Genomic DNA, 25,056 nt, shown 5'->3' on the forward strand with positions numbered 1-25,056 from the left:
GATTAGCTTATTCTTTCTACAAACAAGATTCCATTTAAATGATCGACCTCATGTTGAACAATACGAGCAGGAAAACCATGAAAAATCGTTTCAACAACTTCACCCCGAAGTGTTGAATATTTAATCTTCACCATTTCTGCACGTTCAACTTGTCCGCGCTCATCAGGCACACTTAAACAACCTTCTTCCCCTAAACACACTTCGTTTGAGAACTCTAATATTTCAGGATTTACCATCACCACAGCATCCATTTCAGGTGCATCGGGATAACGTGGATTTGGTCGAGATGCCACAATAATGACGCGTTTAGAGATATAAACTTGCGGTGCAGCAATCCCCACCCCATTGCGTTCAAGCATGGTTGCTTGCATAGCGGCTGCCAACTGATAAAGCCAATCACTGTTTAACTCATTTGCCGAGACAGGAGCCGCAATCAGTTTCAAAATATCTTCACCACGCTTTGCGACTGGTAAAACTACGCTCATTCTTTGAATCTCTCATTAAATTGGCTATGACGAGTTTTATTGTGTCGCTGAACAGCTCAAAAGAAAAGTCATTCCTACATCTGTTTTTGTTTCATCTAATGCGTTTTTTGTTTTAAAGCTTTTTTATTTAAGTGATGAAAATCTACACCTCTTCATAGAACAAATTTCCTCCATTTACTTTTACTTCACTTTTCCATTAATATCCAAGCTTCAATTACAACAATTAAGTAAAAAAATGGATCAGGACTTAACTTTGCAGGATGCGAACTATCTTAATAAAGAAGATAAACGAACCCTTGCTCTTTCTTCATTGGGCGGTGCTTTAGAATTTTACGATTTCGTGATTTATGTGTTTTACGCCAAAATCATTTCCGACCTGTTTTTCCCCAGCACGCTTAGTCCATTTTGGGCCATGCTCAACACTTACGGCATTTTTGCAGCAGGTTACTTTTTCAGACCCTTAGGCGGGGTTGTCATGGCCCATTTTGGTGATTTGGTCGGACGTAAAAAACTATTTTCACTTTCTATTTTGCTGATGGCGCTACCTACCCTGTTTATCGGGATATTGCCTACCTTTGAAAATATCGGATATTTGGCACCGCTACTTCTATTACTCATGCGTGTGGTGCAAGGGATTGCGATTGGGGGTGAAATTCCAGCTGCTTGGACCTTTGTGTCTGAACATGTACCCGAAAGAAAAATTGGACTGGCAAATGGTTTATTAACTGCCGGACTGTCTTTAGGAATTTTACTAGGTGCGCTCATGTCTCTATGGATTTCACTGAATTTTAGTGAAGGACAAATCCATGATTGGGCATGGCGTATACCTTTCATTGCAGGTGGTATTTTTGGTCTGGTTGCACTTTATTTACGGACCTATTTAAAAGAAACACCGGTGTTTAAAGCTATGCAGGCTCGTAAAGAAATTTCTAAAGAAATGCCAGTCAAGCAAGTATTAAAAACGCATAAAACAGCCGTTGCGATTGGCATGTTATTTACATGGTTTTTAACAGGCTGTGTGGTGGTGGTGATTTTAGCCATGCCCAACCTACTGATTGGTTCATTTGGTTTTGAACGTGCACAGACTTTTGAAATGCAAAGCGCAGCTATTGTCATGCAAATGGTCGGCTGTATTTTGGCAGGTTATTTTGCTGATCGTTTTGGCTGTGGCAAAGTCATGATGTTCGGTGCGCTTGCCGTGGCACTTACAGCAGCAGTTTTTTATAACAGTTTGGGTCATGCCGCCCATTCAACCATTTTTGGTTTATATATGTTGTTGGGTCTATGCTCAGGTACTGTCGGCATGGTGTCGAGCAGTATGGTCAAAATGTTCCCCGCGCCTGTGCGCTTCTCGGGCATTTCATTTTCTTATAATTTGTCTTATGCGATTGTTGGTGGTATGACACTGCCTTTAGTGCATTGGCTCAGTCAATATAGTGATATTGGTGCGATGTATTATATTTTCGCCCTAACCATTTTAGCCTTTGTGACTGCCTTTGTGTTTTGGAATAAGTTTGAAAAAAACAGATATTAAAAGCTTTAACCTATGAAAAAACCACGGCGATTGCGTGGTTTTTTTAATGCTGCTTACTTTAGAAAGTAAACCCGATATTAAAGTTAATACGGTATAGCCATTTATCACTATTTGGTGAAGTTGCAGAGGTATACCCTGTTGAGTTAGTCGAGCCACCAATGATGTTGGAATTTTTACCCCAGGTATAATCTGCCCAAACCATAAATGGCGAAGCAATAAACATCATACCTGTGGTGTTCATTTGCGAGTCGGACCAATCATCACGTTTTTTATCAAGGTAACTATAGTCATTATAAAACTTAATGGATTTTAGCTTACCCATATTGGTGACAGGCAACGTATAGGCAAGGTTTAAACTGGCAATCGTCCCTTCTGAAGCAATGAAATAAGCAGGTGTAAGTCCATTTGCCCCCATTAAAGTCATATCACTATTTACACCATCTGGATTTTTAGCATCGTATTGATAATGAATGACCGAGCTTTGTAAATTAAAGCGTTTGTAGTTGTTTTCGGTGTGCAAACCGACTGCATAATATTTGCCGTCTTTATCGGTAATATCATTATGCAACTGGGCAATTGCACCCGAAACACCAAACTCTTGTTTACCGAAATCAGTTTCTAACTTGCGAACAATACGGGTGTTAACCTGATTACGCTTTTCATTTTGATAGGCTTTTTGAGATGGAAATGCATTTCCTGCCAAGTCGTCATAAGTTGCACTTTCAGGTGAATAACGCAAATTCGTCTCTAACATTTGCGGGTAATAACCAAGTTTTAAATCCCAGTCTTTGTCGTGATAATTCCAGTTAATCCCCGGTGCAATGTTATTGCCATAACCTAAAAAGAATGGAATGTGATAGGTCCAGCCATTTTGTGGATAGGGATAAATCGTGAAAGGCTTATAAACCAGACCTGCTTCAATGCTGTTATTCGCATCTAAGTTATAGCCGACATATGCTTTTTCAATGGACGTTTTCTGTTGGTCTTGAACCATATAACTGGCATTGATATAGGCATCATCAAACTTTCCTTTGAGATCGACCCTGAAAATATCAAAATGAAGTTTTCCAAAACCACGGTTTGGCCCTTCCCAATCTTCATAGCGCTGATTTAACCGAACCACCCCACCTAACTTTAACGAGTCGGTGCCATCATCACTTTTCCATTCAAGTAATGAATCTTTTGCAAATGCATTGACGCTTACCCCCAGCGTAAGCGGTGCAATGAATGCCATGATCAATGAAGTCTTTTTCATCTCTACATCCTTGATTGAGTTCCAGCGTCCTGCTGGAACTTTATTTGTTTTACCTGTAAAACTTCGTTTTTATTGTTTTTTAGATAAAAAAATTTATCTAAAAAAAGGATGGCTTAGCAGCTCCCATCGCATATGTACTAAACCATCCAAACTGGTTAATACAGTTTCTTTTGCGGTGGACCCGCGAAGTTTAATGGCCCAATCGAGTTCATATCGAGCTCGATCACGGTTGGCCCTTCAAAAGCGACAGCCTCTTGAATAACCGTTTTAAACTCATCTGCACTACCGACTTTCCAGCTCTTCACACCCATTGATTCGCCAAGAAGTTTGTAGTCTGGTGTATGCAAATCATTGAAATATTGACGACCCCCAAAGTAGTTATTTTGAATGCCACGCATTACGCCATAACCACCATCATTCATAATCATGAGGACCATGTTGGTGTTTTCTTGCACCATGGTTGCAATCTCACCAATGCCAAGCATTAAGCCGCCATCGCCGACCAAACCAATCACTTTTTTGTCAGGGTTAGCTACCGATGCACCGATTGCTGTTGCAAGACCTAAACCAATTGCACCCGCAAGTGAGTGGATGTTTTGGTTTGGTGCCTGGACAGGGAATAAACGACTGCCCCATGTGCTACCCGACATGGTAATGTCTCGTACAAAAATACCGTCTTGCGGTAAAGCTGCACGCAAGTGATCACAAATCAAAGCGTATTGGTCGATTTGTTTACGCAGCGCATCAATTGCAGCTTGTTTAGCAGCCACTACAGCAGCATCGTAGTCAACATCAACTTTTGAAGTGCCTTGAAGCTGTTCTAACACACGTGTTAAGACATCTTTGGCATCGCCACAAATGAAGTTACGAATTTTGTAATTACGTTGCTGAGCCACTGGGTTTGCATCCACCTGAATAATATTCTCAGGGAATTCAACCGAATAGGTTTTAGTTTCATTACTACGTAAACGGGAACCCACCACAACCATTAAGTCAGCATCTTTTAATAGTTGCTCAACACCTGCCGAGTTATGGAATGCACCTAAACTACGTGGATGATCATCTGCCAACACACCGCGGCCGTGCGTAGATGAAACAACCGGAATACCTAAATCTGCAATTGCTTTAACTTCGGCAACGCTATTTAAAGTTCCACCACCAATCCAGAAAATCGGGCGTTTTGCTTTTTTGATTTCACTCACAAGAAAGTCAATTTCAGCTTGCTCCGCCTGTGGCAATTCAAGTGCTTTCACTGGCCCCAAGTTAAGTGGTAAATCAATTTCTGCTGCCTGCACATCAATTGGTAGCTCGACACTGACAGGTCCCATTGGAACAGTCGTTGCAACACGGATGGCTTCACGAATCACACCAACAGCATTGTCTGGACTGGTAATGCGAAATGCCGCTTTGCTTGATGCGCGCAAGAATGTAAGTTGGTCTTTGGTTTCATGAATGAAGCTTGCATCACGGTCGAGATATTCACGCTCAACTTGACCCGTTAAATGCAATACAGGGCTACCCGCATTCATTGCTTCAATTAGTGAACCTACTGCATTACCTGCACCAGCACCCGTACTGGTCAACGCTACACCTAGGCCTTTAAAGCGTGAGTGTGCATCTGCCATAGTGACTGCGCCAGCCTCACCACGGGCTGCAACAAAGCGCATTTTTTCACGGCGCCCTACCGCATCGGCAATAGGTAAATTGTGGATGGAAATAACACCATAAATACTATCAACTTGGTGCGCTTCTAATACTCTTGCGATTGCTTCGCCTACATTTACACGTTCAGTCATGTCTGTTCCTCAAAATTTGTTTTTTCAGTCCTTGAATTTATTAATCGCACCAAGGGTTAGGCTGTTCATTCAGCCCCATATAAATACTCTTTTGTTGCATGTACGATAAAATGCCCAAACGGCCTTTTTCGCGCCCGATTCCACTATCTTTAAAGCCACCAAACGGCGCACTAATCGAGAATTTTTTGTAGGTATTAATCCATACCGTTCCCACTTCTAATGCACGTGCAATACGCCAAGCTTTACGATAGCTTTCAGTCCAAATACCTGCGGCAAGACCAAAACAGCTGTCATTGGCTTGGGTAATTAAATCTTGCTCATTGTCATATTTCATAACGACTAAAACAGGGCCAAAAATTTCTTCCTGACAAGTTTGAGCACTGTTACTTAAGTCCGTGATAATGGTCGGTAAGTAATAGCTTCCTTTAGCATAGTCACCAGTGGTAAGCGCTTCACCACCAATCAGAACCTGACCACCTTCGCTTTTGGCAAGTTGCACATAACGGTCAACCGACTGCAAATGTTTGTCATTCACTAGTGGCCCTAAATGCACACCCGCCTGTTCTGGATGGCCCACACGTAAACCTTTGGTAATTTCAACCAAACGTGTTAAAAACTGATCGTAAAGACTGCTATGAATAAACAAGCGAGAACCTGCAATACACGCTTGGCCTGCCGAGCTAAAAATACCGTACGCGACACCTTTAGCTGCCAGTTCGACATCTGCATCAGGTAAAACGATGGTTGGTGACTTTCCACCCAACTCAAGTGAAGTGGTAATCAGTTTGTCAGCGGCAATATGTGCCAAATGACGCCCTGTGGTTGTTCCACCTGTAAAAGAAATTTTACGAACCAATGGGTGTTGAGCAATTGCATCACCAATCACAGAACCACGACCAACCAACACACTCAGCAACCCTTTTGGTAAACCTGCCTCTTCAAAAATTTTGGCAAGTTCTAAAGCAATCAGTGAAGTCGCTTCAGCTGGTTTTAACACCACGGCATTTCCTGCTGCTAAAGCTGGAGCAAGCTTTTGAACTTCACTCGCAATTGGAGAGTTCCAAGGAGTAATGGCTGCTACTACGCCTACAGGTTCATGCACACTCATGGTCATGAAGTCTGGAGCACGCTGAGTGGTGAGCTCATCATTCATTGTTTCACATGCCGCTGCAACATAACGTGCAGTCGCCGCAGCGCTCATCACCAAACCACGAGTTTCGGTTAAAGGCTTACCATTATCGCGTGTTTGTAATTTTGCTAATTCATCGACACGCGCTTCAATAATGTCTGCAACTTTGTAGAGAATACGTGCGCGCTCATGCGGCAAGCTGTTTCTCCAGTTCGGTTGACGCCAAGCCTGATCTGCTTTTTCAATTGCTTCATTTACATCTTCAAGCGTTGCTGTTGAAAGCTCAGCGTTTACCGACTGATCTGCCGGAAACAGGCTCTGAATGACTGCACCACGGCCTAATCGCCATTCACCTGCAATATAAATTTCCTTTGCCATGATCAAATCCTTCTTAAATCTGTATTGCTTCTACACTGTTGCGACAAGCACGAATCACGCTAAGCGCAGCCAACGTTGATGTTTTTGGGTTACTTGGCAACGGCACACCCACCAGTTCAATGGTCATTTGTCCAAAGCCACCTTCTGCCACAATGGTGTGTTTGTTTTTGCTGATGGTTGGATCAACAGTTAACTCAACCATGGTTTCATCCATACCAAGTCCTGCAAGTGCAATGGTTGCTGCAACGTTGGCATTGGCTGGAAATTTCATGGCAGCCTCACGGGCAGTTCCAGTAAAAAAGACCGTAGGTTCTGAAACATGGTCTAAATCGACCAATTGCTCTGCATAACTGCCCTTCCAGCTTTTTGGACTTTTACAGCCTTTGTAAGTGACTTTTTGCAAGCCACCTTCTTTGGCTGCAGAAATACCGTCAATACCTGCAATAGCGCCTGCCAGTAAATGCAGATGTGCATCATTTTTCTCGGCAGTTTGCTTAAGCTGAACCAGAAACTCGTTATCAGCTAAAGTACCGACCGAGATCAAACCAATGGTCCAGCCTTTCGCTAAAACTTTTTGAGCATGCTCTTTCACTGCTGCTTGACCTGCCACCTCAATAACATAGTCTGGCGTACCATCGCATTGCTCAATATCGGAAATCACCTGAATCTCGGAGGAGACTTGTGACTGCACTTTTTCAATACTGCGAGATGGCACGACAATCCATTTGAGTTGCAGATCTTGAGGCAAGTGCGCATACACTTCTGCTGCCATTGCGCCAAAACCAATCATCATCAACTTTTTCATGACAGCACCTGATATTTATAAATGTTTGTTAAAACCACCTGAGACATCTATTGCCGAACCTGTGGTGTAAGATGCCAATGGTGATGCCAAGAAAACTAAAGCACGTGCAGGTTCTTCTGGACGACCTAAACGCTGCATTGGGATACCGCGGTTTTTTGCGATATTGCCTGTCCACTCTTCCCATGACAGATTTAAATCTGAACGGGTTTCATAGCGGCGTTTCCACTGCGCAGATTCGACCATACCCAATAAAATCGAGTTCACACGAACACCATATTGAGTAAATTCATGCGCCAAAGAATGGGTTAAATTCAATAAAGCAGCGCGTGCAGATGAAGTCGCAATCATGTGTGGTTCTGGTTGCAATGCCAGTAACGAGTTCACATTGGTAATTGAGGCATTTGCCGACTGTTTTAAGTCATCAAGAAAAGCCCGTACCGGATGTAATACACTGAAATATTTCAGCTCGATTTCTTTCATCCAGTCTTCATCTTGCGTATTTTCAAAATTTGAAACACGGCCTTGCCCAGCATTGTTAATGAGCATGTCCACATTGCCCAAATTGAGTTTGACCTCTTTGGCAAATTGCTGAACTTCTTCTTTTTTCAACACATTACATGCTTTAGTAAAAATGTTGGCATGCGGAAATTTTTCTAAAATATAGTGTTTAGACGCATTTAAACGTTCTTCATCGCGACCACACCACGCTACTTTTGCACCCTCTGCAACTAGTATTTCAACAGCAGCCAGCCCAATCCCAGATGAGCCACCGGTAACAACTGCAACTTTTCCTTCAACTTGGAAGCTCATAATCCTTAATCTCTCTTACGATTGTTCCTGAATCGTCAACATAATTTGGTTAAATGCTTGCGGTTGGTCGACATAACTTAAATGTCCTGCGTCTTCTATGACGAAGCGCTGTTCCAACTGCAATTCCTGAGCAAGCTCTTGTATACCTAACGCAGGAGTGATTTGATCTTGCTGCCCTGCAATGACTGTGCATGGGACTTTTAAATGGGTTAAGTAATTACGTATTTCGTCATAGGCAAGTAAGTACGATGCATGGGTAAAACCCTGTAGAGTCAACTGTTGCATCACTTCTGAAACTAAAGCTAAGGCTTGTGGCTCTTGTTTATAAATCAAATGGGGTCCACGGCTTTCAGCCATGCCTTTAGCACCTAACTCTTTCAACATTTTTGGTCTTTTTTCAAAAACCTGAATTTGTGTCTGTTCATCGTGGCGTTGGTAGCCTTGAGCTAAGTTAGCGACAACCAAGTGTTCCACTCGCTCTGGGTAAAGTGCAGCAAATGCACTCGCCTGTAAGGCACCTAATGAGTGTCCAACCACAATGGCTTTTTCAATTTTTAAAACATCAAACAATGCAGCTAAACGCTTTGCGTAGTCGGTTGCATTAGGTTGATCAGTTAAAAGTTCATCTGATTTGCCATAGCCCGGTGCATCCCAGGCAATGACATGAAAATGATGAGACAACACTTCAAGTTGGTTCACCCATGAAGCAGAACCTGAACTAATGCCATGCAACAGCACAAGGTACTCGCCCTGACCAGCTTCCCGATAAGCTTGTTGCTGACCTTGAACAGTCATGGTTTTCACCGGAAATTCTGCTAACTTTTCAATGAGTGTCATCATTTTTAATTCTTTCCTTTCATTCACTTCATCAAACAATTAACGTTTGATTTGAGACAATGGATGCTCTGGTGGATAGTTCGGAATGGTTGGTTTACCTGTTCCCAACATCACACACATCAAGGCATCTTCTTGACCTGGGTTAAATAAACCACGGTAAATTCCCGGTGGAATTGAAATCAGGTCACGCTCTTTTAAGCGGGTCTCAAATTTTTCGCCGTTGTGCTCAATAAACAAATCAATTTCGCCGCGGAGCATAAAGAAAACTTCTTCAACATCGTGGTGAATGTGCAAAGGGCCTTCACACTGTGGTGGCAGAACCATGGTTGAAAATGTGAAGTTTTCTGCCGGAACGGTGTTACCGTCATTTGCAACACCTGTTGCACCCGTACCCATGTAACGCATTTGTGCACGGCGATATTTCGGGTCGTAATCTGCTTGGAACTTCAAAGCATCGAAGTCATATTTACGTGTCTCAAAGCGAGCAATACGCGTGTTTAACCACTCTTCTAATGAAGCATTTTCTGGTTGTGCCCACGATTCGAATTGTTGTGTAGTCATTTTTTAAACTCCTATACAGTGAATTAATAACGTTTTAAAAGAGGAACCAAGAACAACGACCCAATGACAGCGACAGCAGCCAAGAAGGTAATTCCTAAATTAAAACTGTGTGTTTGCATCACGATGTAACCGATAAGAACAGGCGCAATTGCACTTGCAAAATTACCTAACCCATTAAATATTCCACCCGCAGTCGCCCCTACATTTGAGGTCGTCACTCTTGCAAGCAGAGCAAATACAGCTGCGACTCCAAAACCCCACGCCATCGCGCTTAAAGACATGGCAGCAATAATCAATAATGGCTCAGTCATAATGACCATCACATACATGAAGATGCCCGCGAGTAATAAACCGCTAAATACTTGAATTGCTCGACGGCCTAACTTGTCAGATAAGAACGCACCGATGATTTCGCCAATTAACATGGCAATGAATGGAAAGCTTGAATACATCCCAAACTCTTTGAGATTGAATCCTTTGTCTTGCATAAGATAAGAAGGAACCCAACTGTTTAAGCCCCACAAATACGTCATCAATGCAATGTTAAAGAGACACACCAACCAGAATGCGCTGTTGCTTAAGAGCAATTTAGTATTGGCAATGTGACCTTTGAAATTGGTACGTTTACTCTCACCATCAATTTCGACAGTTTTCTTGAGCTGCAAGTTACGTAAACCAAAAACAATGCTGAAAATGGCAATCAGGGTTAGTGCAGCCATCACAAAAAAAGTAGTGTGCCAGTCATGGTGAGCTAAAACATTTGCAGTGATCGGGAAACCAAGGAATGCACCTATTGGCGTTCCAAGTAAGAACATGGTAGAAGCGCGTGCCTGCTGACGGTCTGTGTAAGTCTGCTTAACAATGGTGTATGCCAAGGCAAATAAAGGACCTTCTGCTAAACCAAGCAGTACACGTAAAACCAACATGCCTGAATAACTAGTGGTGAACCCCATGCAAAACATGAGTATTCCCCACGACGTTACGCTCCAGAACAGCATTTTCTTTGGGTTAAAAATGTCACCTAAAAAGCTTAGAAAGACCGATGAAAAACCATAAGCAAGCAAGAAACTTGTCATGAGCCATCCAAGCTTGGCCTTATCTTCAGCAATTCCCATTGCACTTTGAAAATGAGGATCTGAAAATAAAACCGCAATACTAATCTTGTCGAAAAATGCCAGTACCACACACACCATAAGGACAAAAGCAGGTACCCAATGCTTCAATCCACTTTTTTCTTCATTACTCATGTGTCATTCCTTCGATTTGGTAATGAGAACCAGATTTAATGTTTACGGTTTTAACTTCATGACATTAAATTCAGCATCTGCTAATAGTTTTGGATCTAAAACGGTGTTGGCTTGCATCCAACGTTTTGCCAGTTTGACCAGTTTAGAATCATTAATGGCAATCATGTTGAGCAAACGATTTTCATGGTCCAGATATAAATAGCTCACCTGATCTTCACCACCTTGGCGAATCACCACTTCTTTGGTTTTTTCAGGCTGATACGTCCCTAAAATCTGGATATTGAAGTGGTATTGATCAGACCAAAGCCATGGAATATCAGTATATTCAGTTTCAATTCCGAGCATCGATTTTGCTGCGGCAATCGCCTGATTTTGCGCATTTGCCCAAGACTGAATGCAATAACCCAAACCCGGATGAATCGCGACATCGCCTGCGGCATAAATGTTTTGATCTGAAGTTTGCCCAAAACAATTCACCACAATTCCATCTTTCACATCGAGACCAGCGTGTACACCTAACTCTTTGGCAATTTCAGCGCCTGCACCTACCACAACACAGTCAAATAACTGGCTATTTTGAGGATGGTTCACCACTTCAACTTTCTGATTCGGCGCTTCAACTAAATGAAGGCTCTTGCTGTCTAAATGAATTTGTGTACCTTGAGTTTCGTGCATATTTTTTAAAAATGCAGAAACTTCCGGACTCACACTTCTTGCACATAAACGGTCGCCATATTCAAAAATATGAACTTCTTTACCTTGCTTACGTGCAGTTGCAGCAATTTCAAGACCAATCCATCCGCCACCAATCACAGCAACATTCTTTGCATTCTTTAAAATTTTAGCCAAGCGTTCACAGTCATAGACATTACGTAAGGTCACAACATTTGGAATGAACTGCCATGTATTCACTGGCACACGTGCACGACTTCCGGTTGCAATCAGCAATTTGTCATATGGCAAAACCTGACCACTCTCTAAATGAACCTGTTTTTGTTCACGGTCGACTTTTGTCGCAATTTCCGGCTTGTGCCAATGAATATTGAATTCTTGAACTTGCTCCGGAGAAAACAGATTCAAACTTTCATAAGTTGCTTCTTTTGAAAGTACTTGCTTAGACAGTGGCGGACGCTCATAAAACACTTGATTTTCATTTGAAACCACGTGAATTTCGCCAACATAACCATTTTGACGTAAGGTACTTACTGCCCAACCCGCTGCCTGACCGGCACCTACAATTACGATCTTTTCCATAGCCATCTTCCTTGTTCAGCAATACCCGTTAAACAGGCTTCACCTGACGGCGGGTTGTGTCATCAAGACCACCTTCAATCGCCCATTCGGTGAAAAGCTCTAGACGATGTTCTTCTACACGAGGTTGCCATTCTTCTGTCAAATAATCATCGTTGGTGTAATATTCAAATGCACCACCTAATGGTGAGTTGACGTACCAGAAATAAGCAGAAGAAATTGGATGACGTCCCGGTCCAATGAAAGTTGACCATTCCGAACGATTCATATTTAAACCGCCCCCAATTACTTCATGGATATCACGAACAACAAACGCAACGTGATTTAAGCCAGCAGGTTTATTTGGAACACTGAGCAAGAATAAATCATGGTGATAACCTTCACCGCGGCAACGCAAGAATGCACCACGATTTTTGTAGGCATCCGATAAATGAAAGCCAACTTTTTCAATATAGAAGTTTTCAGTTGTTGCCAAATCTGGTGTGAAGAACACCACATGTCCAATCGCAACAGGTTGACCTTTTTCATAGACAGGACTTGCTGCATTCACACGTTGAATGTTGCCGTATTGATTAATACCTTCCGTTTTAAGTTCTGGTACCTCTTTTACAAAACTTTGTTGAAAACGAATGGTCATGCCATTTGGGTCAAGACACTGAACTGTACTTTCAGAACGTTTAAAACCTTCTACATCAGCCAAACGTGCTGCCAAGTCTTCGAGGTCTTGAGTACTTTCAACACCCCACGTGACTTCACGTAAAGTTGAACCTTGTTCAATGGCAGCAGGCAAACGGTCATCATCACAATTAAATAAATAAATTTTGCTACCGTTTTGAGTCTGGTAAAGATCAGCGCCTTCAATATCTGAAGTACTTTGGCTTAAACCAAAATCTGCTAAAAACTTGTTTGAAGCGGCTCTATCCTCAACTCCAAACTTTAAAATCTCGATCCCTGTAATCATTTGACTACTCCTTAGTTAAAGACAAAACCGCCATTGACCGGAATATTTTGACCTGTCACAAAAGAGGACAAATCCGACAGTAGATACAATGCTGTTCCATTTAAATCTTGTGGAAGTTGCTGACGTTGAATCGCTCTTCCATTCACATATAAATCGTGACGTTCCTGTGGCACGTACTCGGTTGCTTCAACCAAAGTTAACCCCGGCGACAATGTGTTGACACAGATATTGAACTGCCCCAACTCTCTTGCCATTGAACGTGTCATGGCAAGAATTGCACCTTTACTTGCCACATAAGCCATCAAGTTCGGTGCGCCCCAAAGTGCTGTATCGGAAGCAACATTAATAATCTTGCCCGCAGCCGATTGTTTTAGATGGGGAACGCATGCCTTACTGATTAGCCATGTGCCTTTCACATTAATATTCATGACCCGATCCCAAAGTTCAGGATCATAATCAATCATATTTTTTCCACCAACATTGGTTGCCAGCGCTGCACAGTTCACAAGGCCATCTAGTCCTTGTAAAATGTCCACGCTTTTTGCAACCGCATTTTCAATAGAGTCTGCATTGGCAAGGTCAACGGTGACAGCATGAACGTTTAACCCTTGTTTCTGTAAAGCTTGTGCTTCTTGTTGTACCAAGTCAGATAAAATATCTGCCATAACAACTTCAGCACCAGCCTCGGCAATGGCTTGAGCAAAATCTCGGCCTAAACCACGCGCAGCACCAGTCACTAAAACTTTTTTGCCTTGCAACAACGCTACATTAGCCATGAGCTTCTTCCTGCATCTCGATACGGTTTGATGCATTTAGCGCAGCAATTTTCTTTAATTGCTTCTCAGCTTCTTTCTTCATTAAACGGCGTAAACGTGCAAGGCCAACATCGTGTTGATAGAGGAACTCTTTTTCACGCGCATTGGGCGCAAGGTTTTCTAAAATAATGCGATCTTGTTCCAATACATCCCAATGCAACTGTTCTAAATGATTGCGATATAAGAAACGCCATACATTACGCTGCCAGCCACTCACCTTACGGCAGCGCCAGAAAAATACGCGAGTATTATTGGCATCAATTGGCGTTGCATAACCTACAATCCAGAATTCGCCACCTGGGCCAAATTGTTTGCGGTATGGAATTGAAAGACGTAACCAGCTTGCACCTGTTGAACCATATTCAACCCAGTCAAAGTTCACACCTGTTTGACCTTCTTTTTCAAAAACAAAGCCATTATCGGTGGTGCGGTGCTTCATCTCTGCAGTACGTTCACCATCTGCCATCGAGTGGGATGTCGCGTGTAAATAGGTCCCATGCATTGGGTCCATCACATTATCAATCGCGTATTGATGGTTTACTTTCCAGTCTGCTTGGCAAAGGAATGCACTCCACTCTTCACTTGCGAGTTGCTCTGGAAACTCAAGCGGTGCTGGTTGTTCATTTGCATCAATACCAAACCAAATGAAAATTGCACCATGTTGCTCAATTACTGGGTAGTTCTTTAAGCATTTAGTTCCAGTCATTGGACATTCATGAACGGCTGGCACATCAGCAACCACACCATCAGCACGAACTTCAACACCGTGATACCAACAAGCCACTCGGTCGCCTAAGTTCCAACCAAGTGAAAGACGTGCACCACGGTGTGGACAGCGATCTTCAAGTGCATGAACCTGACCTTCAGAATCACGCCAAACCACAATGTTTTCGCCTAAACGGGTAATCCCGACTGGATTAGCCGCGACTTCCCAACTTGCTAAAACCGGATGCCATTGGTCACGTAAACCAAGTTCTAAATATTCTTCAGCGCTTTGTGAAGTTGATACGATTGCGTTCATTTTATTCTTCCCTGAATCAATAACCTAAACGTTGCATTTCTTCTGTAAAGCTTGCAGAAGTCCATTCATCACCAGATTCACAGCGGAAACCCTGCTGATTAAGTGCAGAAACAACGTCACCTAACTCTGTTGCGCCCGCAGAAAATGCCTGAATCAAGTTCTTTACAAAATCTTGTTCGTATAGGGTTGGTTCTTTATAACGTGTTTGCCAAACCAACAATTCAGATTGACCTGGAACTTGAATATTGTTGATGCCTGCTTCGGTTGCTGGCGTTGCATGAATCCAGCTTGCCAACTTTTCATTAAATGTCTTCATTGTTCTGCTTCCTTGTACATGAGAGGACTAGAGTTGAATTTGAATATCCTGTCCTTCAACACGAACTGGGTAAGTACATAGGTTTCTACACCCGGGTCCACTTTTTAGCTCACCTGTCTGAATGTCAAAAATTGCTTCGTGCAATGGACATTCAACAGTTTGATCTTCGATAAATCCTTCGGTTAATAAGGCATACGCATGAGGGCAAACATTTTCGATAGCAAAGTAATTTTCATCGACGAAAAATACGCCTATTTTCTTTCCTTCAATTTCGATGGCTTTCGGCTCATCTTCGCTAATGTCACCCTGCTGACAAACTGAGATCCAACTCATACCTTGCATCCTCATTTTGTTTTATATACAAAACATAATTTGATTTTCAAAACACAAGCTAAGCATAATCCCCTTGATCATTTTTTGTCAAAGTAAAAATAAATATAAAATTCATTTATTTAGTAAATTTTAAATATTTTGTTACGTTTCAAGAAGGAAACAAAGTTTTAAATATAAAAATTGTTTTATGCATTTTTAACAATTACAATAGTTATAAAATAAAGCAGCATGCCCCAAATTGAACCTTGTTTTATTTATAGGAAAAAGACACGAATGAGCCTAGCGATTGAAGAAGATTCTCAAGAATCAGAAACAACAAAAAATGATGATCGATATTTAGTACCCGGACTTGTGCGGGGTTTAGCTATCTTGCAAGCATTTAACCAACAAGCGCAAGAAATGACCATTACAGAAATTGCTGAAATTTTAGAAGTGAACCGTTCTAGTGCATTTCGTCTGATCTATACACTCGAATCTTGTGGCTATTTAAGAAAAGCATCTCAAAAAACTTATGCTCTCGATTCCAAAGTCATGGAGCTTGGGTTTAACAGTTTATCTAAACTTTCATTACTCGATTTATCGACACCATTAATGAAAGAACTACGTGACCAGACCAAACTTGCGGTACACCTTTCAATTTTAGAAGGCACTCATATTGTCTTTGTAAATAACATTCAGTCGATGGGAACCTTCACGAGCAACATTAGCTTAGGGACTCGCTGGCCAGCTCATGCCACTGTGATTGGTCAAATGTTATTGTCTGATTTACCTGAAACAGAAGTACGTCAGCGTTACCGTAACTTTAGCGATTGGGACAGTTTCTCTGACCTGACGCCAACCAATTTAAAAGCTTTATTGCAAAGGCTGTCGTACGTAAAAACTCAAAAAACCATGGTGAGTTGGGGTCATTATAATCATGATATGGCAGCCTGTGCGGCACCTATTTTTAAACAGTCAAATGGTAAAATGGTTGCTGTTATTTCTGTAAGTTGCCCAATTACGACGTATGATGAAAGAACATTCAAAGAAGATATCGCAAGTCTCGTAATTGAAACCGCAAATAAAATTTCCAAATTTATTTATTAAAAAAAGCGACGTTAAGTCGCTTTTTTATGAAAGTTTATTTTATAAATTAGAAGTTACTTTCAAATACTTTCCCATTCATATCCTGAAAAACAAGTATCGAATGATGCTCTTTAATATCAAACTTTACATACTGCTTTTTAAACTTAATAATTGCATAAAACTCTTCAGCACCATCATCTAAGCCAGTGGCAGAAATCTGGCTGCCTTGTGGAAAATCCTTAAGCCATGCAGCGTTATAAAAATCTGATACAGAATTAAATTCACAATACTGTTTTGGCTCTGCCATTATTTTTGCAGCAATTTGATCAAACTGTTGTTGTTTATAAACATCTAAGCTTAACAGCATGATCGCTCTCCAAATTAAAGCTGGTTTGAGGCCAAAAGCTGTTTCTTTTTAACCTTTTCCCATTGATACCAACCATAAGCTGCCATCAATACAAATGCTGCATACAAAGCGGCTGTTAAAAATAAATCTTTATAGATAAACATCCCGACATAAATAATATCGACAAATACCCAAAGTATCCAAGTCGCAATATGCTTTCGACTGGTCCAATACGTTGCGAGCAAACTAAATGCTGCAAGCTGTGAGTCAAGCATTGGTACTGCTGCATCGGTAAAGTTTTTAAGAATTAAACCAAACAGTAAACCACCTACCGCGGCAATAACCATTTGAATGATAGCGGTTTGAACTCTAATTGGTTCAATTCGAATGTCGTGATCTTGCTGTTTTCCCTTAAGCCAGTAGTAAAAGCCATAAAAATTTACGACCATAAAAAAGAACTGCAAAATTGTTTCGCCATATAGCTTAAATTCGTAAAACAAATAGGCATATAAAACAAAGGCAAAGAAATTAAACAGCCAACACCACATATTACGGATGACAGTTAATCCGACTCCAATCAGGCTAATCAAGACCGCGAAAATTTCTAGAGGTGACATAAAAACAGCTGCTTATTGAGATCAATTTGACGAGGTATTATGAGAAAAATATGAAGTTAAGCAAACTACTAATTTAATATAATCAAAAAATCTATGGTTTCTGTTTGAATATAATTTGTACTTTTCTATTTCTATGTTATAAAAATTACATCTGTATTTTTAATATACTTATCATGTTTTTATCTAAAGCCCAATACTGTCTAGCGCGTCAATTATACGCCCCAAAGATTAAGTTCTATGTGGTCAATTGGCGACATCCTAATTTTGGACAATTTGGCGCTTTAGATGCGAAAGTCGAGATATTTAATTTCTAATATATCCCCTGATTTTCATGACAAGCCGCCATAAAACGCGGCTTTTTTTATGCCCTTTTAAAACACCAAAGAACAAACTTTCTGGAGCTTTATATGAAGCCATTATTTGAACAACAGAGTATATCCACCCCGCAGATTCAGCCGGCTGTAGCATTATCTTCATCTCCGACTCGCCTTGCTACAGCCGGCCAATTTATTGCTGTCGTCATTATTTGGTCGCTTACTCCACTCGCGGCTGTCTGGACAGTACAAGAAATTCACTGGGCATGGGGATTATTTATTCGATTCAGTTTGGCCATTCCAATCGCCTTGCTGTGTCTAAGATTTTTTCGCTTAAAGCTCATCTTTAGTAAAAAAGCTGTTTTAAGTTATTGTGCTGGAGCCATTGGCTTATTTGGCTCTATGGCCTTTTGCTACATGGGTGCAGATAAAGTTCCCTCTGCTATTATTTCAATTATTTACGGCACCTCTCCGTTGGTATCTGGACTGATTAGCTCCTTTTTATTAGGACGCGAACGATTTTCAGTATGGCAATGGCTCGGACTCGGTATTGCTCTTGTCGGAATGAGTTTTACTTTAGGACTGTCTTCATCAGGTTTTCAGCTCAACCGCATCGGTATTATGTTAGAACTGATTGCGATGCTGTTTTATGTCTTGTCAACGTTCGCCGTGAAATCTGTCGGAGCACATATCCCACCCATTACACAAATGACAGGTGCTACCCTTGTCTCATGGTTAGGTTATGTATGTTTGTTACCTTTCTTTTGGTCACATCTTCCCACTGAATTTCCAAGTCTGAAAATTTCGCTAGCAGTACTCTACAGCGCAGTTTTTTCATCGGTGCTTGCCATGATTTTTTATTATCAACTCATTAAGATACTACAACCGACGACTGTGCTCCTTATTACCATTATCACCCCAGTCTTAGCTACATTTTGGGGAACATGGTTCAACCATGAACAGCTCAGCTCACATCTCATTTTAGGTTTAACCATGTTATGCCTAGGACTAGTGATGTATTCACGGCGCTCTGCATAATTTTTTAAAACCTGACAATTTATTTGTCAGGTTTTACTTTTAAGTATTATTGGCAACATTCACCATAAAGTAAGAACTTATTTTTTATTTCTATCATCTCTTATTTTTTGCTTACTAAGTATTCAATAAATTGTATTTGATAGTTTTTAAACGATCGTTTAAAAACTTATTAAAGATAAATAAAGGACATCGGAAAAATGTCAAATCAAGCAGGAAAAGTCAGCCGTGAAACTCGCGGTCATATTTTTTTAATTGGTCTAGATCGAGCAGCAAAACGCAATGCCTTTGACAGCCACATGATCAAAGACCTATCTCAAGCCCTGACAGAATATGAAAATAATGATGCCCTACGCTGTGTAATTATCTTTGCTCATGGCGACCATTTTACGGCTGGTTTAGATTTAGTTGAGTTACAGCCTAAACTTGCTACGGGTGTTTTTGATTTTAAAGATGATGAGATTAACCCATGGGGTACAGTTGGGCAAAAACTGAGTAAACCTTTGATTGTTGCAGTACAAGGCTATTGTTATACCGCTGGTATAGAACTATTTCTTAACGCAGACATTGCTTTAGCAAGTGAAAATACTCAGTTTGCGCAAATGGAAGTTCAACGTGGCATCTTACCTTTTGGTGGAGCAACTGCACGCTTTACTCAAACTGCGGGTTGGGCCAAAGCCATGCGCTATTTACTCACCGGTGACTCTTTTGATGCAAAAGCTGCCTTTGATATGAACCTGATTACAGAGATATGCCCAGAAGGTACTCAAATCAACCGTGCAATAGAACTGGCTGAACATATCGCTCAAGCTGCACCACTTGCTGTAAAAGCCACTCTCGCCTCTGCCCGTGAAGCTATGAATGAAGGTTATGAAACTGCTTTTAGACAATTACAGGGCCATCTTCAGCCTTTACTCACCACAGAAGATGTACAAGAAGGAGTCTTTGCTATGTTGCAAAAAAGGCCTCCGGTTTTTAAAGGTAAATAATACCTTTTCAAACTTTGCGCTCTACAGCTTAAAACCTATAGTTCCACCTAAATGAGCCTAGAAAAAAAATAAAGCCCACTTAAAGTGGGCCTTATTTTATTGATAAAGCTTATTCGACTCTAACGATTTTACCTAATTCATCGTGGTGAACGACTGTAATTTTTTGGCTACGCCCCTGCTCAATTTCATGTTCAGGTAAATCGAAGTAACGCGCATAATCATCAGTCTGTTTTGCTTTAAGTGCACTGCCACCGACACGGCGCTCTGGTAGTAAATGGCTCCATAACAATAAGCAAATTGCACAAGCAATTAATGCGGTAAGGCCATGTTCAATTCCTACACCAAAGGCACTAAATAAACGGTGTACCAAATGAGTTTTTTGTAGTTCAACCAATAGCCATACAAACACGAACGGACGCCACAACAACAACCAAACCGCCCACATCATGGCTGTGCTTGTTGTAGAAGCATAGCGTTTATGCCATGGTAATTGACGGCGTAAATCAATAATCAACGAATTTGTCTTCATTTCTCTCTTTACCTAACGAAGTGCTGTGGTTTTTCCCCAGACATCAATACAGCACGATCTTTAAAATCTCATGACTCTTGCATTTCATTCTAGCGAATGCCCCGATCCGGGCTCACCCAACGTGCTCGTTTCTCATCTCCACGTCGTAAGACTTTTGGAAATGCCACAATGGTTGCTGAAATAGTGATTAGCCAAAAGACCAATGGATACCAGATCATCCAGAAATAGTTTTTTCCTAGATGCGGTTCATAACGACTATCCATCCATTTGCTTAAAGCAAACTGAATTAGACAGGTTGCCCCCAATAAAATACCGGTACCATACGGTAAAAATGGGGAGCTCACAACAGCTAATGCAGGAACTGGTAAAATAAAATGTACCAACCACAACAAAGCCATCGCTAGCATTAAATATGACCAGACTAAAGTTAAGCAAAGCTCAAACATTAACGGCCATAAAAAATTCAATTTTGGTTTAGTGAACACATCAATATTTTTAATTAATACTTGTGCGCCACCCATTGCCCAACGTAAACGTTGTTTCCACAACCCATTGAGGGTTTCCGGCATTAAAATCCAAACCAAAGCATTCGGTTCAAACTCAATATCCCAACCTGCACGCTGTAATTTCCAAGTAATATCGATATCTTCAGTCAACATATTTGGTGACCAATAATCGACTTGGTGAACGGCACTTTTACGAAAAGCCGTAATTACACCCGACACGGTAAACAAGCGACCGAAGGTACGCTGTGCACGTTTAATCATGCCCACAATCGAAGAAAACTCACCAACCTGAATACGCCCTAACAAAGTTGAGCGAGTACGAATGCGCGGGTTTCCAGTAACAGCTGCAACCGTTGGATTTTCAAGGAAATGACGAATCATCCACTTTGCTGCATGTGGATCAAGTAAAGCATCACCATCAATACCAATTAAAAACTCGGCATCGGTCATTAAGCTTCCGGCTTGCAACCCCATGGCTTTACCTTGGTTTTGCGCCAAATGAACAACACGCAATTTTTCATGTTGTTCTGCTAAACGATCAAGTACTTCACCTGTATTATCTGAGCTGCCATCATTAATCGCGATGACTTCAAAATGAGGATAGTCCAGTTTTAAAGCATGACTAATGGTTTCCTCTGCATTATCCCCTTCATTAAAACAAGGAACTAATACAGCGACTTTTGGATAACTTTCCAATGGAGCGGGTTGATCATAAGGCGGAGCCTGACGTTCTCTCCAATAGAAAATGATCGCACCCATCATCCATAAATACGACATGAATAATGGATAGTAAAAAACGAATTTTAAGGCATGCGACCATATTGCAGCAAAGATTGTCATGTTTCAGCCTCGACTACGGCACAAGACGAGATGATTTTTCAGCAAATGCTTTATGCATTACGTCAACATCCGGGTGATCTTTGATTGGGTCATCAGGGTAATATCCGACATGCATTACACCTTGCTGATACAGTGAATGAATTGTTGCTGCCATTTCAGTTGAAGGTACCTTTTCATTTTTACGCCAGTCGGTGGCCTGTAATTCAAAAACAGTTTTCTTGAGGCCATTAGGATATTGTTTCACGCGATCAATCATGTCTTTATAGAACTGATCTGAATTATCGACCTGCTCCATATAAGGCATTGCCATAATAGCTGTAAAATCATAATGCTTTAATGACTCTTCAAGCGATTGTGAATACCAGTTTTCTGCATATGGTTTTAAAGCCACCTGCGCATATAAGTTACGTGCAGTCACCAAGAACGGCTCATATTGTCTCACGTCATCAACGAGTTGCATTGCAAAATCATCTAAATATTTTGTCTTATATGCAGTCCATTTCTGCAAGTCTTGATCGTTCTCACGAATTTTTGCTAAATCTGTTGGCAAACCTTGTTTTGCGTAGGCTTTTAAAGCATCAGGGCTTGCATCTTCATAATCAGATAAGGTGACATCATCGTGGAATAAAATTCCATTGAACGAAGCTGACTTAGCCAAGTCCTGATAAATTTCACGAACCGTTTGACGTGCATCGGCTGAGAACGGACTTAAACGGATATAACCCATATTAAGATGTTCACCCGCCTTTTCCTGCTGAGTCACCACCAAGTCTTTAGAAACAGGATCAGTTTTTGGTAGTTCCCACGCCAATAACGGCATCCACGCATAAATACGGCTTACAGGAGTGCGCGTTTGAATTTGCCATGCAACACGGTTAAACAAGTCTGCACGCATAGGAATATGACGATTTGGGAAATAGACCATATCCGCAGAACCATTCGCATCTGGATCTGAAAATGCCTGTAAATAAACTGTATTTACACCCATGCCATTAATTCGATCTAACAAGTGTCCTAAATTACGCTCTTGTTGTTTCGGGTCTGGATCATAAATATAGTCCAAATCGATATGCATGATTTTTTGCGGACGATTATTATCCGTTAAATTTAATTCACGGTTTTTAATTTCTTGAGCCAAATCATCAGTTGTCATTCCGCCTTCTACCAAAATACGGCTCATATTTTGTAGAGATTGTTTTGCATGGTCTGCCCCATCATCAAGCGTAATGGTCACTGGCATACCCAATTTTTTTGCAATTTGGACAGTTTGCATATTATAGCGACCGTATGGCCACACCATAACACGTGGCGAACGTAAGCCATGCGCTTTTAATAAGTCATTATTCTTTTTCAGGTCGTCATAGATTCGTGCCTGATATTGTTTATCGTTTTCATAAGTTTGAGTTTTAACATCATAAAAACGAGTCGTTGCAGCAGGTTCAGAGTTACCTTGCGGGTTACCTGTAATACCACGATGCAAATGATAGCTATGATTAGCGATTTCTACAAAACCACTATCTTGCATCTCTTTAAGTTCATTCCAGCTTAAGATTTTATCACGTGGAATTTCTTCCCCTGAAAAATCTACTTTTTGGCCAGCTTTTGGTTCTAACCATGAACCCACTACAGCCAAAACAACCGGAATCTTTTTAGCTTTAAGAACTGGATAAGCATTTTGATAAAAAGACTGATAACCGTCATCTACAGTTAATAAAACCGGTTTTGTAGGCAGTTGAAATTTGCCCTGATGAGCACGGATCAACTGATCAACCGTAATAAAATGGAACCCGTTTTTCTGTAGCCACTCAACGTGCTGCGTAAATTGTTGAGTCGTCACTGCATATTGAGGAATTAACGCATTTTTAGTATCGGTAATTTCATGATAACCAATCACCGTGAGTGTTGAAGCGTCCAGTTTAGGTGGTTTGGCTAATGCCATGCCTGACAAACCTGCCAAGGCCAAGCCAAGTGATATGTTCAACAAAGGAGATGCAAAGCGGATAATCATGAAATAGCGTCTCAATAACAATATAGATTACTTATGTGAAATTTGATGTTAGGGCACAAACTTTTTGAAAGTTGGTCTTAATATCACACTGCTCACAAATGAACAGTTTTTCAGTCAGCATTTATAATCAAATAATCTGAAAATAATCTTAAATATTCAAAAAGCTAAAATATAAATTAATAATGTATTTATATTTAAAGCTCATATAAACAAGAAAGCCCCCTAAAGGGCTTTCAGTTTTTCACTAGTCACGAGTTTTGACATCGAATAATTCAATTTCAAAAATTAAATTAGAATTCGCTGGAATAATCTTACCCATTTTACGCTCGCCATAAGCTAAATGAGCAGGCACGATTAACTTACGCTTGCCACCAACTTTCATTCCCATAATGCCTTGGTCCCAGCCTTTAATTACACGGCCTGTACCAATCACGCATTCAAAATAGTTACCGCGGTCAATTGAAGAGTCGAATTTGGTACCGTCTTCTAACCAACCTGTATAGTGAGTTGTAATCAAAGCACCTTTAACCGCTTCTTTGCCTTCACCTACTTTTAAATCGATAATTTCTAATTCATTTGACATGGTTTAACCCTTAAACTGAATTTCTAAAATCGCAATTAGTACTTAGTGTACCAACTGAATCTGTAGAATTTGTTGCGCTTTTCTAAATTACTGTAACTGTGTCCAAACAACATTTGCCTGACCCTTTTCACCTAAAAGCGTCCACTCGTTGTCCATCACATTTAATTGTAGTTGCATCGTACGTTCACAGAGCTGTTCAAGCTCGGCTGTACTTTGAGGAGCAATTTGCCACACCTGAACGTTACTTAAGGTTTTAATTTTACTGTTTCGCTTCCACCAGTCTTCAACTTGTGTGCCATAGACAACAACTGCAACTGTTTTACAGCGCGAACTGGCTTTTTTGACTTTATCTTCAGACGGTAGACCCACTTCAATCCATGCTTCTAACTGACCTGTTAAATCTTTTTGCCATAACGCTGGTTCGTCAGTTTCAAAAAGATCTTTAGTAAACTCAAGCTCATCACTTGCGAAACGGGCAAAAGCCATCAAACGAACCATTAAACGTTCTAAAGTTTCCGAAGGATGCAAGGCAAGTGTCAGTTGATAATCACCATAAATATGGTCATCCATATTGGCAATATTCAAGTCTGCCTTATAAATTGTTGCTTTAAGCGCCATGATTAATATGTTCCAAAATTTGGCGCTAAGGATACTCGATTTTAGGTAAAAATTATAAAAAAACTAAGCAAT

26 protein-coding genes are annotated in these 25,056 nt (G+C 40.9%); 4 read left to right on the forward strand and 22 right to left on the reverse strand.

Annotated elements, in window-relative coordinates:
- Nucleotides 1–2 precede the first annotated feature (2 nt).
- Complete coding sequence (gene def, locus F968_RS13985) at nucleotides 3–485, reverse strand: peptide deformylase (protein WP_004794016.1); 483 nt, start codon at nucleotides 483–485, stop codon at nucleotides 3–5.
- Nucleotides 486–720: 235 nt separating this feature from the next.
- Between def and F968_RS13990 the strand changes: the two genes are divergently transcribed.
- Nucleotides 721–2,019 (forward strand): MFS transporter, encoded by a 1,299-nt coding sequence (locus F968_RS13990; protein ID WP_004794017.1) that lies wholly within the window; start codon nucleotides 721–723, stop codon nucleotides 2,017–2,019.
- Nucleotides 2,020–2,077: 58 nt separating this feature from the next.
- Here the strand turns inward: F968_RS13990 and F968_RS13995 are convergent, their stop codons facing one another.
- The 14 genes from F968_RS13995 to F968_RS14060 form a co-directional block, all read right to left on the reverse strand.
- Nucleotides 2,078–3,274 carry a hypothetical protein gene (locus tag F968_RS13995; protein ID WP_004794018.1) on the reverse strand — a complete coding sequence of 399 codons (1,197 nt, stop codon included), beginning with the start codon at nucleotides 3,272–3,274 and terminating at the stop codon, nucleotides 2,078–2,080.
- Between the two features lie 155 nt (nucleotides 3,275–3,429).
- The gene (locus F968_RS14000; protein WP_004794020.1) at nucleotides 3,430–5,070 is read right to left on the reverse strand and encodes a thiamine pyrophosphate-binding protein; all 1,641 of its coding nucleotides are present in this window, start codon (nucleotides 5,068–5,070) and stop codon (nucleotides 3,430–3,432) included.
- Nucleotides 5,071–5,110: 40 nt separating this feature from the next.
- Nucleotides 5,111–6,577, reverse strand: a complete 1,467-nt coding sequence (locus F968_RS14005) for an aldehyde dehydrogenase (protein ID WP_004794021.1) — start codon at nucleotides 6,575–6,577, stop codon at nucleotides 5,111–5,113.
- A 13-nt stretch (nucleotides 6,578–6,590) separates the two neighbouring features.
- Nucleotides 6,591–7,382 carry an aspartate dehydrogenase gene (locus tag F968_RS14010; RefSeq protein ID WP_004794023.1) on the reverse strand — a complete coding sequence of 264 codons (792 nt, stop codon included), beginning with the start codon at nucleotides 7,380–7,382 and terminating at the stop codon, nucleotides 6,591–6,593.
- A gap of 15 nt (nucleotides 7,383–7,397) precedes the next feature.
- Nucleotides 7,398–8,192, reverse strand: a complete 795-nt coding sequence (locus F968_RS14015; RefSeq protein ID WP_000009973.1) for an SDR family oxidoreductase — start codon at nucleotides 8,190–8,192, stop codon at nucleotides 7,398–7,400.
- Nucleotides 8,193–8,207: 15 nt separating this feature from the next.
- Nucleotides 8,208–9,032 carry an alpha/beta fold hydrolase gene (locus F968_RS14020; RefSeq protein WP_004794025.1) on the reverse strand — a complete coding sequence of 275 codons (825 nt, stop codon included), beginning with the start codon at nucleotides 9,030–9,032 and terminating at the stop codon, nucleotides 8,208–8,210.
- A gap of 36 nt (nucleotides 9,033–9,068) precedes the next feature.
- A complete protein-coding gene (locus F968_RS14025) occupies nucleotides 9,069–9,590 on the reverse strand; it encodes a cupin domain-containing protein (protein WP_004794027.1) in 522 nt (173 codons plus the stop codon).
- Nucleotides 9,591–9,613: 23 nt separating this feature from the next.
- Nucleotides 9,614–10,837, reverse strand: a complete 1,224-nt coding sequence (locus F968_RS14030) for an MFS transporter (RefSeq protein ID WP_004794029.1) — start codon at nucleotides 10,835–10,837, stop codon at nucleotides 9,614–9,616.
- Between the two features lie 42 nt (nucleotides 10,838–10,879).
- Nucleotides 10,880–12,091, reverse strand: a complete 1,212-nt coding sequence (locus F968_RS14035) for an NAD(P)/FAD-dependent oxidoreductase (protein ID WP_004794031.1) — start codon at nucleotides 12,089–12,091, stop codon at nucleotides 10,880–10,882.
- A 28-nt stretch (nucleotides 12,092–12,119) separates the two neighbouring features.
- On the reverse strand, nucleotides 12,120–13,049 hold the full coding sequence (locus F968_RS14040) for a VOC family protein (protein ID WP_004794032.1): 930 nt from the start codon (nucleotides 13,047–13,049) through the stop codon (nucleotides 12,120–12,122).
- 11 nt (nucleotides 13,050–13,060) lie between these two features.
- The gene (locus tag F968_RS14045; RefSeq protein ID WP_004794034.1) at nucleotides 13,061–13,825 is read right to left on the reverse strand and encodes an SDR family oxidoreductase; all 765 of its coding nucleotides are present in this window, start codon (nucleotides 13,823–13,825) and stop codon (nucleotides 13,061–13,063) included.
- Nucleotides 13,818–14,885 carry an aromatic ring-hydroxylating oxygenase subunit alpha gene (locus F968_RS14050; protein ID WP_004794035.1) on the reverse strand — a complete coding sequence of 356 codons (1,068 nt, stop codon included), beginning with the start codon at nucleotides 14,883–14,885 and terminating at the stop codon, nucleotides 13,818–13,820. Before F968_RS14050 ends, F968_RS14045 begins: the two co-directional genes overlap by 8 nt.
- 16 nt (nucleotides 14,886–14,901) lie before the next feature.
- Entirely contained in the window at nucleotides 14,902–15,201 is a 300-nt protein-coding gene (locus F968_RS14055) for a recombinase-like helix-turn-helix domain-containing protein (protein ID WP_004794036.1), read from the reverse strand.
- A gap of 27 nt (nucleotides 15,202–15,228) precedes the next feature.
- Nucleotides 15,229–15,534 (reverse strand): non-heme iron oxygenase ferredoxin subunit, encoded by a 306-nt coding sequence (locus F968_RS14060; protein ID WP_004794037.1) that lies wholly within the window; start codon nucleotides 15,532–15,534, stop codon nucleotides 15,229–15,231.
- Nucleotides 15,535–15,807: 273 nt separating this feature from the next.
- Between F968_RS14060 and F968_RS14065 the strand changes: the two genes are divergently transcribed.
- Nucleotides 15,808–16,620, forward strand: a complete 813-nt coding sequence (locus tag F968_RS14065) for an IclR family transcriptional regulator (protein ID WP_004794038.1) — start codon at nucleotides 15,808–15,810, stop codon at nucleotides 16,618–16,620.
- Between the two features lie 46 nt (nucleotides 16,621–16,666).
- On the opposite strand, the gene F968_RS14070 is transcribed toward F968_RS14065, so the two are convergent.
- Together F968_RS14070 and pnuC are read right to left on the reverse strand one after the other, a co-directional pair.
- Nucleotides 16,667–16,966 carry a hypothetical protein gene (locus F968_RS14070; protein ID WP_004794039.1) on the reverse strand — a complete coding sequence of 100 codons (300 nt, stop codon included), beginning with the start codon at nucleotides 16,964–16,966 and terminating at the stop codon, nucleotides 16,667–16,669.
- A 14-nt stretch (nucleotides 16,967–16,980) separates the two neighbouring features.
- Nucleotides 16,981–17,562 carry a nicotinamide riboside transporter PnuC gene (gene pnuC / locus F968_RS14075; protein WP_004794040.1) on the reverse strand — a complete coding sequence of 194 codons (582 nt, stop codon included), beginning with the start codon at nucleotides 17,560–17,562 and terminating at the stop codon, nucleotides 16,981–16,983.
- A 407-nt stretch (nucleotides 17,563–17,969) separates the two neighbouring features.
- Between pnuC and F968_RS14080 the strand changes: the two genes are divergently transcribed.
- Nucleotides 17,970–18,914, forward strand: coding sequence for a DMT family transporter (locus tag F968_RS14080; protein WP_004794044.1), 945 nt, complete (start codon nucleotides 17,970–17,972; stop codon nucleotides 18,912–18,914).
- Between the two features lie 197 nt (nucleotides 18,915–19,111).
- The gene (locus F968_RS14085) at nucleotides 19,112–19,900 is read left to right on the forward strand and encodes a crotonase/enoyl-CoA hydratase family protein (protein ID WP_004794045.1); all 789 of its coding nucleotides are present in this window, start codon (nucleotides 19,112–19,114) and stop codon (nucleotides 19,898–19,900) included.
- A 109-nt stretch (nucleotides 19,901–20,009) separates the two neighbouring features.
- Here the strand turns inward: F968_RS14085 and pgaD are convergent, their stop codons facing one another.
- From pgaD to F968_RS14110, 5 genes are all read right to left on the reverse strand, one after another.
- Nucleotides 20,010–20,429: a poly-beta-1,6-N-acetyl-D-glucosamine biosynthesis protein PgaD gene (gene pgaD / locus F968_RS14090; protein WP_004794046.1), complete on the reverse strand. Its 420-nt coding sequence runs from the start codon at nucleotides 20,427–20,429 to the stop codon at nucleotides 20,010–20,012.
- An 89-nt stretch (nucleotides 20,430–20,518) separates the two neighbouring features.
- Nucleotides 20,519–21,775 carry a poly-beta-1,6-N-acetyl-D-glucosamine synthase gene (pgaC, locus tag F968_RS14095; RefSeq protein ID WP_004794047.1) on the reverse strand — a complete coding sequence of 419 codons (1,257 nt, stop codon included), beginning with the start codon at nucleotides 21,773–21,775 and terminating at the stop codon, nucleotides 20,519–20,521.
- 13 nt (nucleotides 21,776–21,788) lie between these two features.
- A complete protein-coding gene (gene pgaB / locus F968_RS14100; RefSeq protein WP_004794049.1) occupies nucleotides 21,789–23,783 on the reverse strand; it encodes a poly-beta-1,6-N-acetyl-D-glucosamine N-deacetylase PgaB in 1,995 nt (664 codons plus the stop codon).
- A 244-nt stretch (nucleotides 23,784–24,027) separates the two neighbouring features.
- On the reverse strand, nucleotides 24,028–24,366 hold the full coding sequence (locus F968_RS14105) for an FKBP-type peptidyl-prolyl cis-trans isomerase (RefSeq protein WP_002117532.1): 339 nt from the start codon (nucleotides 24,364–24,366) through the stop codon (nucleotides 24,028–24,030).
- Nucleotides 24,367–24,453: 87 nt separating this feature from the next.
- Nucleotides 24,454–24,984, reverse strand: coding sequence for a YaeQ family protein (locus F968_RS14110; protein WP_004794050.1), 531 nt, complete (start codon nucleotides 24,982–24,984; stop codon nucleotides 24,454–24,456).
- Between the last annotated feature and the right edge of the window lie 72 nt (nucleotides 24,985–25,056).

It is taken from the genome of Acinetobacter sp. NIPH 817 (assembly GCF_000368405.1).
In the GTDB taxonomy this organism is placed as follows: Bacteria; Pseudomonadota; Gammaproteobacteria; order Pseudomonadales; family Moraxellaceae; genus Acinetobacter.

Coding starts and splice junctions, on each gene's coding strand:
- def (WP_004794016.1), bottom strand. CDS start 485: ATGAGCGTAGTTTTACCAGTCGCAAAGCGTGGTGAAGATATTTTGAAA.
- F968_RS13990 (WP_004794017.1), top strand. CDS start 721: ATGGATCAGGACTTAACTTTGCAGGATGCGAACTATCTTAATAAAGAA.
- F968_RS13995 (WP_004794018.1), bottom strand. CDS start 3,274: ATGAAAAAGACTTCATTGATCATGGCATTCATTGCACCGCTTACGCTG.
- F968_RS14000 (WP_004794020.1), bottom strand. CDS start 5,070: ATGACTGAACGTGTAAATGTAGGCGAAGCAATCGCAAGAGTATTAGAA.
- F968_RS14005 (WP_004794021.1), bottom strand. CDS start 6,577: ATGGCAAAGGAAATTTATATTGCAGGTGAATGGCGATTAGGCCGTGGT.
- F968_RS14010 (WP_004794023.1), bottom strand. CDS start 7,382: ATGAAAAAGTTGATGATGATTGGTTTTGGCGCAATGGCAGCAGAAGTG.
- F968_RS14015 (WP_000009973.1), bottom strand. CDS start 8,192: ATGAGCTTCCAAGTTGAAGGAAAAGTTGCAGTTGTTACCGGTGGCTCA.
- F968_RS14020 (WP_004794025.1), bottom strand. CDS start 9,032: ATGATGACACTCATTGAAAAGTTAGCAGAATTTCCGGTGAAAACCATG.
- F968_RS14025 (WP_004794027.1), bottom strand. CDS start 9,590: ATGACTACACAACAATTCGAATCGTGGGCACAACCAGAAAATGCTTCA.
- F968_RS14030 (WP_004794029.1), bottom strand. CDS start 10,837: ATGAGTAATGAAGAAAAAAGTGGATTGAAGCATTGGGTACCTGCTTTT.
- F968_RS14035 (WP_004794031.1), bottom strand. CDS start 12,091: ATGGAAAAGATCGTAATTGTAGGTGCCGGTCAGGCAGCGGGTTGGGCA.
- F968_RS14040 (WP_004794032.1), bottom strand. CDS start 13,049: ATGATTACAGGGATCGAGATTTTAAAGTTTGGAGTTGAGGATAGAGCC.
- F968_RS14045 (WP_004794034.1), bottom strand. CDS start 13,825: ATGGCTAATGTAGCGTTGTTGCAAGGCAAAAAAGTTTTAGTGACTGGT.
- F968_RS14050 (WP_004794035.1), bottom strand. CDS start 14,885: ATGAACGCAATCGTATCAACTTCACAAAGCGCTGAAGAATATTTAGAA.
- F968_RS14055 (WP_004794036.1), bottom strand. CDS start 15,201: ATGAAGACATTTAATGAAAAGTTGGCAAGCTGGATTCATGCAACGCCA.
- F968_RS14060 (WP_004794037.1), bottom strand. CDS start 15,534: ATGAGTTGGATCTCAGTTTGTCAGCAGGGTGACATTAGCGAAGATGAG.
- F968_RS14065 (WP_004794038.1), top strand. CDS start 15,808: ATGAGCCTAGCGATTGAAGAAGATTCTCAAGAATCAGAAACAACAAAA.
- F968_RS14070 (WP_004794039.1), bottom strand. CDS start 16,966: ATGCTGTTAAGCTTAGATGTTTATAAACAACAACAGTTTGATCAAATT.
- pnuC (WP_004794040.1), bottom strand. CDS start 17,562: ATGTCACCTCTAGAAATTTTCGCGGTCTTGATTAGCCTGATTGGAGTC.
- F968_RS14080 (WP_004794044.1), top strand. CDS start 17,970: ATGAAGCCATTATTTGAACAACAGAGTATATCCACCCCGCAGATTCAG.
- F968_RS14085 (WP_004794045.1), top strand. CDS start 19,112: ATGTCAAATCAAGCAGGAAAAGTCAGCCGTGAAACTCGCGGTCATATT.
- pgaD (WP_004794046.1), bottom strand. CDS start 20,429: ATGAAGACAAATTCGTTGATTATTGATTTACGCCGTCAATTACCATGG.
- pgaC (WP_004794047.1), bottom strand. CDS start 21,775: ATGACAATCTTTGCTGCAATATGGTCGCATGCCTTAAAATTCGTTTTT.
- pgaB (WP_004794049.1), bottom strand. CDS start 23,783: ATGATTATCCGCTTTGCATCTCCTTTGTTGAACATATCACTTGGCTTG.
- F968_RS14105 (WP_002117532.1), bottom strand. CDS start 24,366: ATGTCAAATGAATTAGAAATTATCGATTTAAAAGTAGGTGAAGGCAAA.
- F968_RS14110 (WP_004794050.1), bottom strand. CDS start 24,984: ATGGCGCTTAAAGCAACAATTTATAAGGCAGACTTGAATATTGCCAAT.